Genomic DNA, 18,053 nt, shown 5'->3' with positions numbered 1-18,053 from the left:
GTTCAGGGCCTCAGCTCGATCACGGTCTTCCCGATGCGGATCGGGACGTTGAGCTCGACGGGCTGGGCACGGGTGAGCTGGCGGTCAGCGAGATAGGTGCCGTTCGTCGAGCCGAGATCCTCGATGAACCAGCGGCTTCCCTGGGGGAACAGGCGTGCGTGGCGCCCCGAGGCATAGTCGTCCTCGAGCACGAGCGTGGCCTCCTGCGCGCGGCCGAGCAGGATGGGGCTCTCGCCGAGCGCCATGCTGGCCCCCGCCAGAGGTCCCTCGACGACGACGAGTTCGTGCGCCTGCTGCCGCGGCGGCGGTGGCTCCGCGAGGGCGGGGTTCTTGCGGACCTCGCGCGCGCTCGGTGCTCCCGTCTTGTGGCGCCGCCCGACCAGGAGGTCCCGCCGCATCGCGCCGACGATGCTGAAGACGAGCACCCACATGAGCACGAGGAAGCCGAGACGGAGGACGGTGAGCGTCAGTTCGTTCACGCGGACCCTCCTAGCGGGGCCGGCAGCATTCTGAAGACTATGCGCGTACGCCCCATCGCGATCGTCGCGCCGTCCAGGAGCTCGACGGAGCCGTTGACCCGTTCGCCATTGACGTAGCTGCCGTTGGTCGAGCCGAGGTCGACGGCGTAGACGCGGCCTTGGTTCCGACGGATCTCGAGGTGGCGGCGCGAGACTCCCGTGTCGTCCACGACGACATCCGCCTCGGACGAACGGCCGAGGACAACCGAGTCGGCGTTGAGCGAATACCGCTGCCCATCGATCTCGAGGACGGGGTGGAGGTGGAGCGGCTGCTGCATGGTCGCACCCCCGGGGAACGCCCCGGCAGGGAAGCGGTTCGGCGCGGACGGCACGCGAGGGGGCGCGGGCGGGACCGGTCGGCGGGGTGCTGCCGCCATGGGCGGCGGGGCCGAGCTCTTCTCCGAGCGCGCGGTGACCTCGAAAGCGCCAGGCTTGAGGTCGCCGTCGTGCTTGAACGAGAAGCGGACGGGGCCCTGCAGGGTGTAGCCCTGCGAGCGGGCGTGCTGGACGGCGACGTCGCACAGCTCCTCGGCCAGCGGCTGGCCCCATTGCTGGACGCGGTCGAAGTCGTTGTCCCCGAGGCGCGCCTCGAAGATGTTCGGCGCGAGCGTCCGGCCCTGTGAAATAGCAATGGCCTGGTTGTCCATGACCCGTCGCAGGCGACTCGCAATCTCGACAGGCTGGATCTGGGCGTTGCCTCGCGAGAAGACGCCGTGCACGGCCTTTTCAATGCCGAGCTCGAGGCGATCGAGCAGTCCCATGGCCGTCCTCCTCTCGGCTCGCCGTCAGTCGGAGCGCGCGGCGAAGCGCTGCGCGTGCGTTCGATGCTTCTCCGATACTACTGGGCTGTTCTGAAAACTCCCGATTCGCAGCCTCGGTTGTGCCCCCAGACCCAAGTGTCGATTTCGTATCCGTCTTTGGCTCGGCTATGCTTGAGCTCGCTGCTTTCGCGGGATCAGGCCTTTCAGGCCGCCTGTGGAACGTGAGCGCGAGTGGCGGAACGGCAGACGCGCTGGCTTCAGGTGCCAGTGTCCGAAAGGGCGTGCGGGTTCAAATCCCGCCTCGCGCACAGTGAACCCCCGGTCTTGAGACCGGGGGTTCTTTCGTGTCCGGGATCGTTTCCGGATGTGGGTGTCCGGCACCACGGTGTCCAGGTCTCGGGCACCACGGTGGTTGCGTGGTCACGTGTCGGTACCCGAACCCGAGCCCTACGCCGTCCCTTCGTCATCCTCGGCGAACCGGCGGAAATCCGTCGGGGAAGGGGGTTCACCGGAAAGGCGGGGGTGGGGCCCGGCGCCTCTGCACCGGTCCGGCGCCCCTGTTGGGGAAACCGGCGGAAACCCGTTGGGGGGAACCGGCGGAAACCCGTCGGGGAAGGGGGTTGGCCGGAAAGGAGGGGGTGGCGCCCGGCGCGTCTGCGGTCAACCGGCGCGTCTGCGGTGAACCGGCGCCCCTGTTAGGGAAACCGGCGCAAACCCGTGGGGAACCGGCGGAAACACGTCGGGGAAGGGGGTTGGCCGGAAAGGCGGGGGTGGGGCCCGGCGCGTCTGCGGTGAACCGGCGCCCCTGTTGGGGAAACCGGCGCAAACCCGTGGGGAACCGGCGGAAACACGTCGGGGAAGGGGGTTGGCCGGAAAGGCGGGGGTGGGGCCCGGCGCCTCTGCGGTAAACCGGCGCCCCTGCGGCGGACCGGCGCCCTACGCCGCCACGTCCCGCAGCTCGATCGGCCGGATGAGAACGCGGAGCGGCGTGATGTTCCAGCGCTCGTGCGTCTCGCGGAACCGCTCGCGGCTCGAGAACTCGTAGAGCGCGTTGCGCACGCGGATCCACCGAGGACGTTCCCCGTGGAACGGGTCGGCGCGGAGGAGGCGGAGGATGGCGGGGTCGGCCTCGAGGAGCTTGAACAGGAACGCGTAGAACCACTCCTCGTGAACCGTGCGCAGCGGCAGGAACCACATGAGCCAGTCGAGGCGAAGGTGGTACGGCGCCCATTGGCGGGGAAGTCGCCCCGGCTCCCCGGGCTTGCCCTTGAAGCGGTACTCGCGCCAGTCGGCGTCGTCGGAGGGGTCGTCGTCGAGCGTTCCCTCGACCACGATCTCGACCCGCCGCTTGGTGACGCTCCCGAAAGCCCCATAGGTGTTGCCCAGCATCCAGCGGTTGAAGGCCGCGTTCATGAGCTGGCGGCGCGAGAAGAGGTTCTTGAGGGGCTGGTAGCCGAGGACGGCCAGGAAGACCGCCGCGGCGAGGGCGACGACGGACCATATCCAGGAGAAGACGTCGCCCGGGTAGCCGGTGGGCTCGCCGAGGCCGCCCGCGAAGAGGCCGCCTGACCATACGCCGTCGGACCGCGACGCCGCCACAGCCCACGATTCCGACGAATACTGCACCGGCATGAACGGGAGGACGGCGTGGACCACGCGATCGCTCACGGCTGAGAACGCAAGCACAATCGCGGACCAGTTGAGCCATGCGAAGTTGCCCGAGAGGATGAGCCACAGCTGGGTCACGACGACTATCGCGGCCGCGATGGTCGCGAGCGGTTGCGGCGCGAACAGGAAGAACGGCACCACGAGCTGCGCGAAGTGGTTCCCGACCACCTCAACCTTGTGCAGAGGCTTTGGCAGCAGGTGGAACTGCCGGCTGAGCGGCCCGGGCATGGGCTGCGTCTCGTGGTGGTAGTAGAGGGCCGTGAGGTCGCGCCACTCCTGGCCGCCGCGAATCTTGATCATCCCCGCCCCGAATTCGAGGCGGAACGCGAGCCAGGCCGTCACGAGCAGCATCGCCGTGGGCGGCGGGCTCTGATCGGAGCCCAGGAACGCGACCGTGAACCCCGCCTCGAGCAGGAGCATCTCCCATCCGAAGCCGTAGAACGTCTGGCCGACGTTCACGATCGACATGTAGAGGACCCACAGGATGAGGAACGCGACGAGCGGGATCCATGGCGGCCCGAGCTGGGGGATTCCGAGGACGATGAGCCCCGAGACGACGAGCCCGCCGGCACACATCCAGCGCAGCAGCCGGTCGGAGTACCCCCAGCGGAACAGCGTGGGCCGGCGGAGGCGGTGGAACGCTGAGACGAAGTCCGGCACCGGGAGCAGGCCGCGTTCGCCGAGCAGGGCAGGGAACTGATTGAGGCTCGAGAGGAACGCAACGAAGTACAGGGCGGCGACGCCCCGCTGGAGCACAATTCTTGCCAGCTCGTAGTCTGGCGCGCTGAACCAGAGCACCCAGTCCATATACCCACGCTACGCTGCGGCTACGCGCGCGGGCAGCATCCGACTAGCGTGGTCGCATGAACGAACAGCGGCCTTTCCAGAATGTCACGTTCCCTTCACCGGGCGGGAGGCCCACGGATACCTCGCTCGGCCCGAGTCCGGTTCGGGGCCGGGCGTTATCGTGATCCAGGAGTGGTGGGGGCTCGTCGACCACATCCGGGACATCACCGATCGTCTCGCGGCCGAGGGCTTCGTCGCGCTTGCGCCGGACCTCTACGGCGGCCGGGTGGCGCACGACGGTGCGGAGGCAGCCCGGATCATGCGCGACCTCCCGGAGGAGGAGGGCGCCCGCCTGCTCGCCGGCGCCGTCGACTACCTTCTCTCCCTTCCCGAGGTCACGAGCTCGACCGTCGGCGCGATCGGCTTCTGCATGGGCGGGGGCTTCGTCCTGCAGCTCGCCGCCCAGCAGGGCGAGCGGGTGAGCGCGGCGGTGCCGTTCTACGGCGTCGGCCAGGGCGTGCCCAACGACTTCTCCGGTGTGCGCGCCGCCATTCAGGGGCATTACGGAGAGCACGACCGCGGCTATCCGGCGGCCGAGGCCCGGAAGCAGGAGGAGCAGATTCGGCGCGAGTCGGGGACCGAGGTCGAGTTCTTCTTCTACGACGCCGGCCACGCCTTCGCCAACGACTCCAACCCTCAGGGCAACTATCGTCCCGAGGCGGCGAAGCTCGCGTGGTCGCGGGCGGTGCAGTTCCTCAAGGACAAGGTCCGCTAGCGGGCGCGGAGCGCGTGGCGGACGACGGCGGCAGCGGCCAGCATGAGCACGGCGCCGATCGCTGCGGTCACCGCGACGCCGGAGTCGAACGCGTGGAAAGCCGAGGCGAGCAGCTCTGACGCCGGGCCGCTCGGAAGGAGCGGCGCGGCGTCGACCGCTCCCCCGAGCGTCTCCCGGGCGCGGCCGGCGGCGTCGGATGGAAGCCCCGCAGGGACGGCGATGTTGAGCCGGTACGCCGCCGCAAGCACGCTGCCCAGGATGGCCGTTCCGAGAACGGCCCCGAGCTCGTAGGCGGTCTCGGAGATGGCCGACGCCGCGCCGGCCTTCGCGGGCGGGACGCTTGCGATGATGAGGTCGTTCGAGAGGGTCTCGGCGAGTCCCACTCCCGCGCCGACGATCGCGAAGCCCGCGAGCAGCGCCGGAAGGGAGCCGTCCCGGCCGAAGGCGAGAACCACGCCGTACCCGAGCGCGTTGAGCAGCAGGCCCGCGACCATGACGGACCGTGCGGAGAACCTTGCGGCAAGGCGCACGGCCGCGAGCCCCGTCCCGATCGTGAGAGCCAGGCCCGGGAGCATGAGCAGCCCCGCGTGCAGCGGTGACTCTCCCGCGACGAGCTGAAGGTGCTGCGAGAGGAAGAGCGTGAACCCGACGAGCGAGAAGATGCTCAGGAGGTTCGCGGCGAGTCCGGAGCTGAACGCGGGGTTGCGGAAGAGCCGGACGTCGAGCATGGGCTGCGGCTTCCGCAATTGGCGCCGGATGAAGGCCCAGCCAGCCACGACGCCGGCGGCGAGGATGAGCGCAGCCGGGGCGCCGCCGTCGTGCGCCAGTTCCTTGACCCCGTAGACGACCGCGGTCGCTGCCCCGGCGATGAGGAGGATGCTCGGCGGATCGACGGGCGACGGCGCGGGGTCGCGCGAGTCGGGCACGAGCACCGGGGCGAGCACGAGAAGCGGGACGAGCGCTGGTACGGCGAGAAGGAACACGGAGCCCCACGCGAAGTGCTCGAGGAGGGCTCCGCCCACGAGGGGACCCAGCGCCGCGCCGCCCGAGTATGTGGCTGCCCAGATGGCGATGGCGAGGCGACGCTCGGCGTCGTCCGGGAAGATGTTGCGGATGAGCGAGAGGGTGGCTGGCATGATCATCGAGCCGAACACCCCGATGAGCGCTCGGGCGCCGATGAGCTGTGCCGGGGTCGTGGCGAATGCTGCGATGGCGGAGACAGCGGCGAAACCAGTGGCGCCGACGAGGAGGATCCTCCGCCGGCCGACGCGGTCGCCGATACTGCCCATTGGCACGAGCAGCCCAGCGAGCACGAGCGCGTAGACGTCCACGATCCAGAGCGCCTCGGTGCTGCTGGGCTGCAGGGCGAGCGAGATCTCGGGGAGTGCGAAGGCGAGGACCGTGTTGTCGACGGCGATGAGCAACACCGGGAACATGAGCGTCGCAAGCGCGAGCCATCGCCACGCCGATCCTGACGCGACGCGGGCACGAGTGTGCGAGGCGGTCTGGAACATGGACATCTCCTTTCCGGTGGTTTCGTTGTAACTATACCGTCTGGACGGTTTAGTTACAACCCCCGTACAGTGGCCTTATGCCCAGACCGCCCAAGGCCCGCGAAGCCCTGCTCGCCGCCTACCGCGACCTGCTCGTCTCCGAGGGGGAACGAGCGGCCACGATGGACGCCGTCGCGGCGCGCGCAGGCGTTTCGAAGGGTGGACTCCTCTACCACTTCAAGAGCAAGGACGCGCTCGCCGAGGCGCTCCTGGCCGCGTTGCGGGACGCCGCTGAGCTTGACCGGGAACGCATGGCCGCCGACCCTGAGGGCCCGGCGAGGTACTTCGTCCGGACTTCGGTCAACTCGGGTACAGATATGGACGCCCTCTTCGTCGCGGCGGTCCGCCTCGCCCAGACCGGGCACGCGGGGGCCCTCGCCGTCCTCGAGGAGATCGACGCTGCGTGGCTCGAGCTCATCCGCCGCGAGGTTCCGAACCCCGCCATCGCGACCGCCGTCATGCTCATGGGCGAGGGCCTGTATCACTACTCGTCCCTCGCGGGCTCGTGGCCGGAGAAGACCTTCGGTACCTCCGTCGGGGAGCTGCTCGCCGTCGTCGACCGCCTGAGCGGGCGGACCGGGAAGGGGCCGGGCACGGCGTAGCCCCGGATTCCGACCGTCATTGGCGCCCGACCTGCGGCGAGTTGCCACGACACGCCGGGTGCGGCGGGCCCGATGACGGCAATCCAGGTCGGAATCCGCGCCCACTTAGCGCAGTGCCTCAGTTGACCTTGACGCAACGTCAACTTCTACCCTCGAAGGACAAGGAACTCGAGGGCAGGAGGGCGTGCGTGGACTGGGGCATCCAAGAAGTCGCCAGGTTCGCGGGAACGACAAGCCGGACGCTGCGCCACTACGGCAGCCTCGGTCTGCTCGAGCCGAGCCGCGTGGGCGCGAACGGCTACCGGTACTACAACGAGGAGTCGCTCGTGCGGCTCCAGCGCATCCTCCTGCTGCGCGAACTCGGCCTGAGCCTGGCTGCCGTCGCGGAGGTCCTCGAGAACCACACGGCCCCAGCCGCTGCACTGCGGACGCATCTCGCGTGGCTGCGGCAGGAGCAGGAGCGGCTCGCGCGGCAGGCGCGCGCAGTCGAAGAAACGATTCGGAACTTGGAAGGAGGGGGCCAGCTCATGGCACAGGACATGTTCGACGGCTTCGACCACACGCAGTACAAGGACGAGGTCGAGGCCCGCTGGGGCTCGAAGGCCTACGAGGAGAGCGACAAGTGGTGGCGCGGACTCGGCGCGGAGGGCCAGGGCCAGTGGAAGGAGCGGGTTGCGCGGCTCATGGCCGACTGGAAGGCGGCCGCCGGGAGCGGCGCGTCGCCCGAGAGCGACACTGCTCAGACCTTGGCCGCCCGCCATGTCGATTGGCTCCGCAGCATCCCTGGCACCCCCGGCTATCCCGAGGGGCCCGCGAAGGCCTACGTGCTCGGGCTCGCCGAGATGTACGTCGCCGACGAGCGCTTCGCCGCGAACTACGGGGGCACGGAGGGTGCGGAGTTCGTCCGAGATGCCTTGCGCGCGTACGCGGAGCGTGAGCTTTCGGACTAGGGCTGGGACTAGGGCTAGGACTGGGGGCCGACCCAAGCGACGGGTCCGAGGCGGCGCGAGAAGTGGCCACTCCCTCGTTGAGATCTGGCCACTCCCTCGTTGAGAAGTGGCCACTCGTCCACCCTCCCCGTCGAGTGGTCACTTCTCGCCCGTCGAGTGGCCGCCGCAGGGTCATGCTGGCTCAGTACCTCTCCGCAGCCGATGGCGACTACTCTTGCGGTGACTGACCCACGGGACCGTTCAGCGGCATCAGTGATAGTGCTGGGACGCGCCCTTGCTCTTCTTCGCGGCTGCGGCCTCTCGCACGCGCTTCTGCTCTTCGCGGACGGCGGCCATGTTCGCTCGCTCGTCGACGAGCCATTGCGGACGGTTCTGCAGGAGTTCGCCGATCTGTTCGGTCGTGAGCGCCTCGGTCACTCCCGCACGGGCGAGGCCGCTGATCGTGACGTTGAGCTTCTGCGCCACGACCGGTCGAGGGTGGGGACCGTTGCGGCGGAGCTCGGCGAGCCACTCCGGCGGGTTCGACTGCAGTTCGTCGAGCTCCTCGCGTGAGACCTCGCCCTCCTGGAACTCCTGAGGGGTCGCCGGCAGGTAGATGCCCAGCTTCTTCGCGGCGGTGGCCGGCTTCATGGACTGGGGCTTGCGGGAAGTCATGGATCAAGCCTAGCCCGGTACCGTGGACGCATGGATTCTGAGCACTCTGCCGCCCTGCGCGTTGCCTTTGTCGCGGGGGTCGCGCCCGGCAAGTGGTTCCGACGCTGGGAGGATCGCTTTCCCGACGTCGCCCTCGCCTCGGAGCTCGTCGAGGACAGCGAGCAGCTCGCCGTGCTGCGTGAGGGCCGGGCCGACATCGCGTTCGTACGGCTTCCGATCGATCGCGAAGGGCTACACCTGATCCCGCTCTACGAGGAGCTTCCCGTGGTCGTGGCCCCGAAGGGCCACGAGATCCAGGCCTTCGAGGAGGTGGCGTTCGCTGAGATCGAGGACGAGCTTTTCGAGTACGACGGCGGGCCCTCCGAGCGTCTGGACCTCGTCGAGGGTGGAGCTGGGCTCGCGATCCTGCCGATGAGCGTGGTGCGCCATCTGAATCGGCCTGAGCTGCGCTACCGGCCGGTGACCGGGGTGCCGGGGTACGAGGTGGGGGTCGCGTGGCTGCGCGAGAACGAGAGCGAGGCCATTCAGGAGTTCATCGGCATCGTGCGCGGTAGGTCCGCGAGCAGCTCGAGGCAGGCCTCGGTTCAGCGCGGGCAGCAGGAGGCTGCGCAGCAAAGGCGCACCGACCGGGCGGCTGCGCAGTCGGCTGAGGCTAAGGCGCGCAATGACGCCTCGCGCGCGGCCAAAGCCAAGGCTGGTGCCGGGAAGGGCAAGGCTGGCGCAGGGAGGGCGAAGAGCGGCACTGGGAAGGCGAAGAGTGGCGCTGCGAAGGGCCACGGCGCCCGGCGTCGTCGTGCGCGTTAATCCCGCCGTCAGGACTTCCCGTCCGCCGAGCGCGTGAGCGTCCACACGTTGGCGCCGTCGCGTCGCTCGCAAGTGATGGTCGTGAGGAGCTGGCGGGCGAGCGCGAGCCCGCGGCCCGCTTCCGAGTCGGGACTGGGCATCGTTCCGGCGCTCTCCGGGATGTCCGCAGGCTGAGCCCCGAGCTCGAACAGGCGAGCGAGCAGGAGGTCAGGGCGCACCTCGACCTCGAGGTCCAGCTCGACCTCGTCCGTGGCCGGCTTCGCGTGCCTGACGGCGTTGGTCACGACCTCGACGACGGCGAGCTCGAACGGCATACGGTCGTTCAGGTCGATCACGAGCGCTTGTTCCCACACCCGGGAGAGCTCGTCTTGAACTGCATCGACGATGTGCGGCGCGGCTGGGCCTCGCACGTGGCCTTGGGCGAGCAGCTCAGGCATCTTTGAACGCGTCCTCGGGCTTGCTGTACGGGGTGAGGATCCGGTCCATGCTCGTGAGCTTGAGCACCATCTGGACCTGTTCGCCCACGTTCGAGATCCGGAGGTCCCCTCCCGCCTGCCGGGCCGCCTTGAGGCACCCGACGAGCGCCCCCAAGCCGGACGAGTCCATGAAGTCCGTGCCACTCAGGTTGAGGACGAGCAGGCGGTGCCCCGCTTCGATCGCGTCAGCGACGGCAGTCCGCAGCAGGGGGGCACTCACCATATTGAGGCGCCCCTCGGCGGCCACTTCCGTGTAGCCGGCCCGATCTTCGACGGCAAACTTCATCGCTCCTCCTTCGTCTGGGATCCAGAATTCATCTGTGGTCGTGAGTTCGTGTGGGAAACCGGCTCGTAGCCGCGGTACCTTGCAGCAGCGATCAGCACGCTCAGCAGAACGAGATCGAAGATGGCCCACGCAAGGTTGACGACGGTCCCGAGCCCTTGGCTCTCGCCGAGCACCCATCGGACTAGCCCGATGACACTCGCCATCACGAGCAGGGCCGCCATGAGCGCCTGCGGCCACACGAGTCGAAGGGGTTTGACTCCGCCCTCTTGCCGGGCCTTCGGGGTTACGGCAAAGCCGAGCGGCCGGCCGAACCAGACGTTCGCAGCTGCGGTCGTGCACGCGCGGATCCACGTGGGGAAGAGCGCGAGGCTGTACTGCTGGCCCCGCCAGGTCTTCGCGCCGCGGCCCGCCCAGGCGAACATGAGCTGGTTGAGCACCATGAAGGGGATGAACCGCGCGAAGAAGTCCATGCTCAGCGCGTTGACAGGCAGCACGCCGAAGAGGAGGTACGCGAGCGGGCCGGCGAAGTAGACAATCGCCGCAAAGCCCGAAAGGTAGCTCCACATCGTGTTGAAGTACATGAGCCGCTGGCCCCAGGAGAGGCCGCGCATCGTGAGCGGGCTCTCCCGCAGCATGACCTGTACCGTGCCCTGCGCCCACCGCATCCGCTGGGTGAGCATCGACGGCAGGTCCTCCGGCGCAAGGCCGACGGCGAGGATCTCGTGGTGGTAGACACTCCGCCACCCCGAGGCGTGAAGGCGCATCGACGTCGACATGTCCTCAGTCACCGAGATGGTGGACAGCGGCATGATGGGCTGCGCTTCGTGGAGCCGCTCGACGCTCACCGCGTCGAGGACCGCCTTGACGGATTCGAGGGCCCCGAGCGGCGAGAGGTCGCGTGCGGCGAGGCGGTCGACGGCGGTGTCGAGGGCCGCGAGGTCGTCACCGAGGTCGTCGTCGACCCCGAGCTCCGCCCGGAGCGTCGCGAGGTCCCCGGTCATGCGGGCGAGGTCATCGGAGACGAGTTCGCGAACCGCCGAATCGACGTGGGCCTGGACCGCAAACGTGGCCTCGCCGATCGAGCCGCCCGTCACGAGACGCCGGGTACCCTCCGCGATGGCCCGCTCGACGCTCTCGAGCAGCGAGGCGACGTTCGGCTCCTGGGCCTCGGGCCGGCGTCGTGCGCGCCGAACGACCCGGCCGCCGGCGGCGAGGGCCCGGCGGACCCGACGCTCGGTGTCCGAGACGTAGTTGGTCAAGCCAAGCTGCATGAGGGCCTCGCGACGAAGGATCGCGTTGGACCCGCAGAAGAAGGCGGCGTTCCAGCCGTCCTTGCCCTGCTGGATCGGACCGTAGAAGAGGGGAGCCTGGCTCCCGAGCGGATCGTCCTCGGGGACGTTCCCGAAGTACTGCGGCGTCTGGACGAGCGCGACGCGGCGGTCGTTGAAGTAGCCGAGCGTGCGGTCGAGGAGCTCGGGGTACGGCACCTGGTCGGCGTCGAGGATCAGGATGAATTCGCCCTGGGTCTCCTGCAGCGCGTTGTTGAGGTTGCCGGCCTTCGCGTGGCGTGGCTTGCCGATCCACTCCTCGCCTCGCGAGAGGTACCCGGCTCCGAGGCGTTCGACGGCGGCGCGCAGCTCGGGCCGGGAGCCGTCGTCGAGGACCCAGGTGGTGTGGGGGTAGCGCATGGCGAGCGCCGCCTCCGTCGTGGCGAGCACGAGCTCGGGATCCTCGTTGTACGTGGTGATGAAGACGTCGACCGTGAGGCCTTTCGGGGCAGCCGGCGGCTTCTCCCGCTCGGACAGGCGCCAGACCGTGAGGGAGAAGAGGATGACGTCGATGATCGAGTACGTCTCGGCGAGGACGAGGGGCACGGCGATCCACCACGCGGACCAGTTGAGGGAGGCGGTCCAACGCCACACGATGTAGTTCAGGCCCGCAAGGACAGCGAGGGTCGCAAGGATGCGGAGGACGAGGCGCGTCATCCCGAAGCGAGGCCCGCCGTCGTCTCTCCGCGCCGGACGACGATCGCGGTCGTGTCGTCCTGGCTTGTCGAGTCGAGCTCGATGATGGCCCGCACGGCTGCGTCCGCATCGGGGGCCTCGAGGACCGCGGCTGCCGCGGCATTGAGCGCTTCGTCGACCCGCGGGAACGCCTCGAGCAGGCCATCGCTCAGGGCTACGAGCGCCCCGCCGGGCTCGAGCTTGCTGTCGTGCGCCGTCCATTCGGCGCCCTGCAGGAGGCCGATGGGCGGCCCCGAGGTGGAGAGGCGCTCCCACATCCCGTCAGGGTGGATGAGCAGCCCGAGGCCGTGCCCGGCGTCGACATACGTGAATTCACCCGTCGCCGCGTCGAGGCGCGTGTGCAGAAGCGTGACGAAGGAGCCGAGCCGGAGGAGGTCGGGTTCGAGGGCACGCGCCGCAGCGCCGACGAGGGCACCTGGGCCCTGCTCGAGGCGCCCCGGGCGCAGGACGGCTCGCGCGGTAGCGGCGACCAGGGCCGCCCCCATGCCCTTGCCCATCGCGTCCGCGAGGGTGAACGCGAGCGAGGAGCCGTCGGACTCCCAGTCGAAGAAGTCCCCGCCGACACTCCGCGAGGGGTGGCAGGCGCCGGCCACCTCGTAGCCGGGGACGTTCGGGGCGCTCTCGGGAAGCAGGCCCTGCTGGACGCGCGCCGCCGTCTGCAGCTCGCTCTCCGGCATGGAGGCCGCACGGGGCCGGCGGAAGAGGGCCTCGACTCGGGCCTGGAGCTCTCGCGGGCTGAACGGCTTGGCGAGGACATCGTCGGCGCCCCGTTCGAGGGCCTCGAGGCGGTCGGCCTCGGCCGCGCGGGCCGTGACTACGAGAATGTAGGCGTTGCTGAAGACCCTCAGGGTCCGGCAGACCTCGAGGCCGTCGAGGTCGGGGAGACCGAGGTCGAGCGTGATGAGGTCGGGCGTGATGCGACGCGCGGTCTCGAGGGCCGGGTAGCCTGCCCCGGCGCTGGTCGCCTCGAACCCCTGGCGCATGAGCGTCGCCTCGAGCAGCCTCCGAATATCGGGGTTGTCTTCGATGATGAGCGCGCGACGTGTCATCGTTCTCCCTTCGCAGGACAACTCAACCATTTCTTACCGCTGATGTCACAAACTTGTCTGTGGATTATCAAGTAGGTGACGGGAGACGAAGTGGAGAAGCTGCTCGACGTTCTGGTGCGGGCTCAGAATCGCTTCCACGATCTGGGGATGCGGAGGAAGGCCGTGTTGAGCCAGCTCCCGCTCAACCTGACGCTGCTGTTTGTCACCGTCGTCCTCGTGATCGTCGATCCCAGCTCCCTCACGGCCCCGGGATTTCTCGCCGCCCAGGCGATCCTCCTGGCCCTTCTGGGACTGTGCGCCGCCGTGCCGTGGCAGCGGCTGCCGCGGTGTGCGGTCCTGGCGATCCCGCTGCTCGACTTCCTTCCGCTCGCGCTCATCCGTCCGAGCGTGGGAGGCGTCATCTCGGGGCTTGGGCTCCTCGCGGTGTTTCCGGTCATCTGGCTCTCCGGGTCGGGCTACCGCCCACGCCTCACGGTGGCCCTCAGCGCGCTCGCGTCCCTGCTGATGGTCTGGTCGCCGCTCTTGGTTCTCGGCGCGGCCGAACCGCACAGCCTCGTCTCGGAAATCGTCGTGCCCTTCATGCTCGTGGCGGTGGCCGTCTCCATCGCCGTTCTCACGATGAGCGGCGTGGCCCAGCAGCGGCGGGTCGAGGAGCTCCTCGCGAGGAGTGAGACGCGCCAACGCCTCCTCGACACCGTCTTGGACACTGTGGATGTGGGGGTCCTCGTCTTGGACCGCGAAGGCAAGGACGTCTTCATGAACACGAAGCAGCGCCAGCTCTACCTTGCAAGCGTCCCGCCCAGCGCAGCCGACGTGGATGAGTCCGAACTGCTCCTCTACCGGGACGGGTCCGAGCAGCTTGTTCCCGCGGAGGAGCGGCCTATGAACCGCGCCCTTGCCGGCGAGCAGCTCACTCATGAGATCTTCCGGCTCGGCCGGGGCCCAGAATCCCGGACCGTCTCCATCTCGGCGCGCGAGTTCAACGATGCGACGGGCGAGCGTGCAGGAACTGTGCTCGCGTGCTCAGACGTCACCGAGGTCGTCGCGGCCGTTCGCGCCCGAGACAGCTTCCTCGCCGCGATGTCCCACGAGTTCCGCACGCCGCTGACGAGCCTCCTCGGCTATGCCGAACTCCTCCTCGACGACCCGTCGCTCAGCCCGGCAGCGCTCTCCGACCTCCAGGTCATGAGCCGGAACGCGCGCCACCTCCGAAAGATGGTGGACGACATCCTCGCCGCCTCCGTCGAGGGCTCGACGCCGGAGCTCCCCCGGACTCGGCTCGACCTCGCGCGCCTCATGCAGCAGGCCGCCGCCTCGGCCGCCCCGGATGCGGAGGCCCACGGCATCGCCCTCGTCGTCGAAGCGGACGGTGCACTGCCCATCCTCGGCGACCGCTCCGGCGTCGTCCGCATCCTCGACAACCTCGTCTCGAATGCCCTCAAGTATTCGGATTCGGGGACGAAGGTGACTCTCGCAGCCGAGCGGGACGGTGAATGGGCCGTGTGCTCGGTGATCGACGAGGGTTTCGGGATCGCGCCCGAGGACCAACGCCGGGTCTTCACCCGTTTCCAACGCGGAGACGCGGCCCTGCGCTCGGGCGTTCCCGGAACCGGCCTCGGCCTCGCCCTCGCGCAGGAGGTGGCCGAGTTGCTCGGTGGTCACCTCGAGGTGACGAGCCAGCTCGGCGTGGGGAGCGTCTTCACGCTTCGCCTGCCGCTCGCGGACTAGAGGCTAGAAGATGGACCATCCCGTCCGCGCGGTGAGCTCCGCGAGGGCCGCGGTCCCTGCGACCGAATTGCCCTTCGCGTCGAGCCCCGGGCTCCACACGCACACGGTGTAGCGGCCCGGCACGACCGCGAGGATCCCGCCGCCCACACCGCTCTTCCCGGGCAGCCCCACCCGGTAGGCGAACTCCCCTGCGGCGTCGTACATCCCGCACGTGAGGAGGACCGAGTTGATCCGCTTGGTCTGGGCCGCCGGGAGCACCGGCGCGCCCCCCGGCCCGCCCTCGCCGGAGTTGGCGAGGAACAGCCCAGCCCGCGCGAGCTCCCGGCAGCTCATCGTGATCGAGCAGTGCCGCACATAGTGCTCGAGAACGGTCTCGACCGGATTGTGGAGGTTGCCGAAACCGGCCAGGAAGTTCGCGAGCGCACGGTTGCGGCTGCTCCTTGCGAGCTCGGCTCGCGCCGCGCTCTCGTCGACTGCGAGGCGGGAGCTGCCCGAGAGGTCGCGGAGGAAGCCGACCACGCTTCCGGCGGCGTCCCCGAGGAGCTCGGCGAGGAAGTCGGTGACGACGAGCGCGCCCGCGTTGATGAACGGGTTGCGCGGGATCCCTGCCTCCGCCTCCAGCTGGACGAGCGAGTTGAACGCGGTGCCGCTCGGTTCCCGCAGCACCCGCTCCCACAGGGCTTCCCGCGGTTCCTCGCGGAGGGCGAGGGCGAGCGAGAAGAGCTTCGAGATGCTCTGGATCGAGAACGGGACGTCCGCGTCACCTGCACTTGCGATCGTGCCGTCCACGCTCGCGACGGCGATGCCGAAGGCCCGCGGGTCGACGTCGGCGAGGTGGGGGATCGACTCGGGGAGGCGGCCGACGGGCGACGGCGGGCGGTGCGTTGCGACGAGCTCGTCGAGGAGCGCCTTCATGCGGCACCGCCCGTCGTCGTCAACCGCTTGGCCTTCCAGAGTTCGAGGTGCAGGAGCGCAATCGCGGTGTGCACGGGATTGCCGAAGTCGAGGCCCGTGAGGCGGCTGGCCTTGGCAACCCGGTAGTACACGGTGTTCTTGTGGACGTTCATGCTCCGCCCGCACGCGGTGACGTCGAGCCCGGCCGCCAGGTACTCCTCGAGCGTGCTCGCAAGTTCCTCGTCCTCGAGGAAGAGCCTCGTGAGGGCGCGGTGGCGGAAGGGAGAGGCCTCGAAGCTGCGGACCGTTGCTTCGAGCAGGACCTCGGCCTCGAAGTCGTCGAGGGTGGCCACTTGCGGTCCACCGGCGCGCCGGGCGCACGCGAGGACCGCGGCGGCCTCGCCCGCCGTCGAACGCAGCTCGAAGAGGCTCGGGACCACCGATCCGATCGCCACGTAGACGCGAACACCGAGCCGCCGCGCGTCCTTCACCATCGCCTCCGCGAGCTGCCGCAGCCCACCTGCGGCGTCGCCGGACCGCAGTCCGGGCACCACTACGGTCGTCTCGCCCCCGTACTGGCCGACGACGGCGGAGTCCTTGAAGGCCGCGGCGTGGAGGGCGGCGAGGTTCGCGAGCTCACCGCGCTTGAGCTCGGCCTCGGCTGCCCGCGCGTCCTCGAGAGCCAGCCCGACGAGCAGCAGGCACGCCGGACGCTCCGGATCCACTTGGGCGAAGCGCGCGCTCGCGGCGACCTCGTCGGGGCCGGAGAGCAGGCGGGCGACTCGGTCCTCGCGCAGGTGGACCGACTGCTGATTGCGGTGGCGGACGAGCTCCGCCGAGGTGCGGCGGGCCGCTCCGAGGAGGAGGTCATCGACGTTCGGAGTGAACCCCGAGCCCGTTGCCTGGAGCCAGATGTACCCGAGGATGCGGTCCCCCGCGAAGATCGCGATTGCGGCCCGCTCCTTGAGCCCGTCTTCGGGGCGCTCGGGGACGCGGATGACGCCGCGGGTGCGGTGCAGCTCGCGGTACGCCCCGAGGTCCTTGAGGAGCACCTCGTACTTCCGTGGACCGCGGCGGGCCAGGATCGAGGCCCGGCGGAGCTCGTCTATGTCGTTCGAGACCGTCGAGTACGCGAGGACCTTGTTCGCCGCGTCCTCGATGACGACGTGGCTCGACGTGAGGCGCGCTGTCGTCTGCGCGATGGCGAAGAGGTCCTCCTCGATGAGCGTGAGGACGTCGCTGTGGTAGTCCGTGTTCTGGATGCGGCCGTTCACGACCGAAAGGACCGTGTCCCATCCCGCGCTCGGCTCGATGAGGAAGAGCCCGACGCCGGCAGGGCGGAGGAGCTCCTCGACCTCCTGGGCCTCGCCTGCCGTTGCTTTGAGGACGACGGCGACCGGTCGGCTCACCGCGAGGCGCCGCACCATGGGCAGGGCTTCCCTGCCGCGCACGCCCATGAGGCACACGAGTGCGCCTGAAACGTCTCGGTCCGAGTCCTCGGAGTCGAGGATGAGTACTTGGGAGACCGGGGTGTCCGTGGGCTGCGGCCGGGTGGCGAGCCTGCCGAGTCCAGCGGGGAGGTCCTCCAGGATGTCGTCGACGTTGACTGAACCCATCGTGTCCCTCGTTGATGCCTTGAAGTTCGAAGCCCACCCGGCGACGTTGCCGGGCGGGATGTGCTCCATCGTAGGCGCGGCCGAGCCGTTCTCGCTTGGGCGGCGGAACAAGAATGGTGCAAGAAGTTGGGATGGGAGCCAATCTGATTGGGCCTTCGGGACTCGAGTCGCCCTCAGGCGGCCTTGAAGTCCTAGGCCTTGAAGTCCTAGGCCCCGAGGCCCTCAGGGCTCGAGGCGCCGGGCGAGCGCGTCGAGGATCGGCAGCTGGCCCGCGACGAGCTTCGTACGTGCGACCTCTTCGGTGAACCACTCCGCTCGGTCGATCTCGGGGAAGTCCTGGATCCGTCCGGACCCCTTCGGCCATTCGAGGGGGAACGTATTGCTCTCGATCCGATCCGGCTGGAATTCGGCCTCCGCGGTATAGACCGTGATGACCTTTCTGGACGGCTGCCGGAAGTCGCCGAGGTGGGCATAGTCGACGGGAGGCGGGGGAGTGCCCATCTCCTCGGCGAATTCACGCACTGCGGCAGCCAGCGGGTCTTCGCCGTCGAGGTATTCGCCCTTGGGGATCGACCACGCACGAGCGTCCTTGCGATTCCAGAAGGGACCTCCCATGTGGGCGATCCACACCTCGAACGGGGACTGGGTATGGCGCCTGTACAGCAGGAGGCCGGCACTCCGCGCGGTCATGCTTTCTCCATGCACACAGGCTATAGGGAGCGTGCGTATCGCGGACGCCGCCCCACCTAGGTGGCAGCGAACGGGGATCTACGTGCCACGAAAACTGCCTACCCTCAAGCCACGACCCACCGGAGCGCTTGTCGATCGTTTCGAGAAACGGAGAGAGTGTGAAAAGCACGAAGAAGCCCATCATTGTTACAGCCTTGGCTATAGGATTCCTCTCTCTCG

General features: G+C 69.1%; 17 protein-coding genes and 1 tRNA gene. 6 read left to right on the top strand and 12 right to left on the bottom strand.

Going from position 1 to position 18,053, the window contains the following annotated elements; translation table 11 throughout:
• Positions 1-2: 2 nt before the first annotated feature.
• Together L0M17_RS20300 and L0M17_RS20295 are read right to left on the bottom strand one after the other, a co-directional pair.
• Positions 3-479 (bottom strand): FHA domain-containing protein FhaB/FipA, encoded by a 477-nt coding sequence (locus L0M17_RS20300; protein ID WP_241056172.1) that lies wholly within the window; start codon positions 477-479, stop codon positions 3-5.
• Positions 476-1,279: an FHA domain-containing protein gene (locus L0M17_RS20295; protein ID WP_241056171.1), complete on the bottom strand. Its 804-nt coding sequence runs from the start codon at positions 1,277-1,279 to the stop codon at positions 476-478. Before L0M17_RS20295 ends, L0M17_RS20300 begins: the two co-directional genes overlap by 4 nt.
• 225 nt (positions 1,280-1,504) lie before the next feature.
• Between L0M17_RS20295 and L0M17_RS20290 the strand changes: the two genes are divergently transcribed.
• Positions 1,505-1,587, top strand: a tRNA-Leu gene (locus tag L0M17_RS20290).
• A 628-nt stretch (positions 1,588-2,215) separates the two neighbouring features.
• Here the strand turns inward: L0M17_RS20290 and L0M17_RS20285 are convergent.
• Positions 2,216-3,754, bottom strand: a complete 1,539-nt coding sequence (locus L0M17_RS20285; RefSeq protein ID WP_241056170.1) for a lipase maturation factor family protein — start codon at positions 3,752-3,754, stop codon at positions 2,216-2,218.
• A 160-nt stretch (positions 3,755-3,914) separates the two neighbouring features.
• Here L0M17_RS20285 and L0M17_RS20280 point away from each other — a divergent pair, with 160 nt between their 5' ends.
• Positions 3,915-4,508: a dienelactone hydrolase family protein gene (locus L0M17_RS20280; RefSeq protein WP_372498050.1), complete on the top strand. Its 594-nt coding sequence runs from the start codon at positions 3,915-3,917 to the stop codon at positions 4,506-4,508.
• Here the strand turns inward: L0M17_RS20280 and L0M17_RS20275 are convergent.
• Positions 4,505-6,028, bottom strand: a complete 1,524-nt coding sequence (locus L0M17_RS20275) for an MFS transporter (RefSeq protein ID WP_241056169.1) — start codon at positions 6,026-6,028, stop codon at positions 4,505-4,507. The genes L0M17_RS20280 and L0M17_RS20275 overlap by 4 nt on opposite strands.
• Positions 6,029-6,099: 71 nt before the next feature.
• On the opposite strand from L0M17_RS20275, the gene L0M17_RS20270 reads away from it, so the two are divergent.
• Positions 6,100-6,663, top strand: coding sequence for a TetR/AcrR family transcriptional regulator (locus L0M17_RS20270; protein WP_241056168.1), 564 nt, complete (start codon positions 6,100-6,102; stop codon positions 6,661-6,663).
• A gap of 188 nt (positions 6,664-6,851) precedes the next feature.
• Positions 6,852-7,613: a MerR family transcriptional regulator gene (locus tag L0M17_RS20265; protein WP_241056167.1), complete on the top strand. Its 762-nt coding sequence runs from the start codon at positions 6,852-6,854 to the stop codon at positions 7,611-7,613.
• A gap of 249 nt (positions 7,614-7,862) precedes the next feature.
• Here the strand turns inward: L0M17_RS20265 and L0M17_RS20260 are convergent, their stop codons facing one another.
• Complete coding sequence (locus L0M17_RS20260) at positions 7,863-8,267, bottom strand: DUF5997 family protein (RefSeq protein ID WP_241056166.1); 405 nt, start codon at positions 8,265-8,267, stop codon at positions 7,863-7,865.
• 30 nt (positions 8,268-8,297) lie between these two features.
• Between L0M17_RS20260 and L0M17_RS20255 the strand changes: the two genes are divergently transcribed.
• On the top strand, positions 8,298-9,071 hold the full coding sequence (locus L0M17_RS20255; RefSeq protein WP_241056165.1) for a LysR family substrate-binding domain-containing protein: 774 nt from the start codon (positions 8,298-8,300) through the stop codon (positions 9,069-9,071).
• Between the two features lie 8 nt (positions 9,072-9,079).
• Here L0M17_RS20255 and L0M17_RS20250 read toward each other — a convergent pair whose 3' ends face one another.
• The 4 genes from L0M17_RS20250 to L0M17_RS20235 are packed head-to-tail and all read right to left on the bottom strand — an operon-like array spanning position 9,080 to position 12,906.
• Positions 9,080-9,508 (bottom strand): ATP-binding protein, encoded by a 429-nt coding sequence (locus L0M17_RS20250; RefSeq protein WP_241056164.1) that lies wholly within the window; start codon positions 9,506-9,508, stop codon positions 9,080-9,082.
• Entirely contained in the window at positions 9,501-9,833 is a 333-nt protein-coding gene (locus L0M17_RS20245) for an STAS domain-containing protein (RefSeq protein WP_241056163.1), read from the bottom strand. Before L0M17_RS20245 ends, L0M17_RS20250 begins: the two co-directional genes overlap by 8 nt.
• A complete protein-coding gene (locus L0M17_RS20240) occupies positions 9,830-11,818 on the bottom strand; it encodes a glycosyltransferase (RefSeq protein ID WP_241056162.1) in 1,989 nt (662 codons plus the stop codon). The genes L0M17_RS20245 and L0M17_RS20240 overlap by 4 nt, the downstream gene beginning before the upstream one ends.
• Positions 11,815-12,906, bottom strand: coding sequence for a SpoIIE family protein phosphatase (locus L0M17_RS20235; protein WP_241056161.1), 1,092 nt, complete (start codon positions 12,904-12,906; stop codon positions 11,815-11,817). The genes L0M17_RS20240 and L0M17_RS20235 overlap by 4 nt, the downstream gene beginning before the upstream one ends.
• 75 nt (positions 12,907-12,981) lie before the next feature.
• Here L0M17_RS20235 and L0M17_RS20230 point away from each other — a divergent pair, with 75 nt between their 5' ends.
• The gene (locus L0M17_RS20230; protein WP_241056160.1) at positions 12,982-14,634 is read left to right on the top strand and encodes a sensor histidine kinase; all 1,653 of its coding nucleotides are present in this window, start codon (positions 12,982-12,984) and stop codon (positions 14,632-14,634) included.
• 3 nt (positions 14,635-14,637) lie between these two features.
• On the opposite strand, the gene L0M17_RS20225 is transcribed toward L0M17_RS20230, so the two are convergent.
• From L0M17_RS20225 to L0M17_RS20215, 3 genes are all read right to left on the bottom strand, one after another.
• Complete coding sequence (locus L0M17_RS20225; RefSeq protein ID WP_241056159.1) at positions 14,638-15,549, bottom strand: glutaminase; 912 nt, start codon at positions 15,547-15,549, stop codon at positions 14,638-14,640.
• The gene (locus tag L0M17_RS20220) at positions 15,546-17,144 is read right to left on the bottom strand and encodes a PucR family transcriptional regulator (RefSeq protein ID WP_241056158.1); all 1,599 of its coding nucleotides are present in this window, start codon (positions 17,142-17,144) and stop codon (positions 15,546-15,548) included. The genes L0M17_RS20225 and L0M17_RS20220 overlap by 4 nt, the downstream gene beginning before the upstream one ends.
• 222 nt (positions 17,145-17,366) lie before the next feature.
• On the bottom strand, positions 17,367-17,834 hold the full coding sequence (locus L0M17_RS20215; RefSeq protein ID WP_241056157.1) for an NUDIX hydrolase: 468 nt from the start codon (positions 17,832-17,834) through the stop codon (positions 17,367-17,369).
• Positions 17,835-18,053 lie beyond the last annotated feature (219 nt).

Source organism: Sinomonas terrae, assembly GCF_022539255.1.
GTDB lineage: Bacteria > Actinomycetota > Actinomycetes > Actinomycetales > Micrococcaceae > Sinomonas > Sinomonas terrae.
The sequence above is the reverse complement of the archived record's forward strand: the minus strand, read 5'-3'. Positions and strand labels throughout refer to the sequence as shown.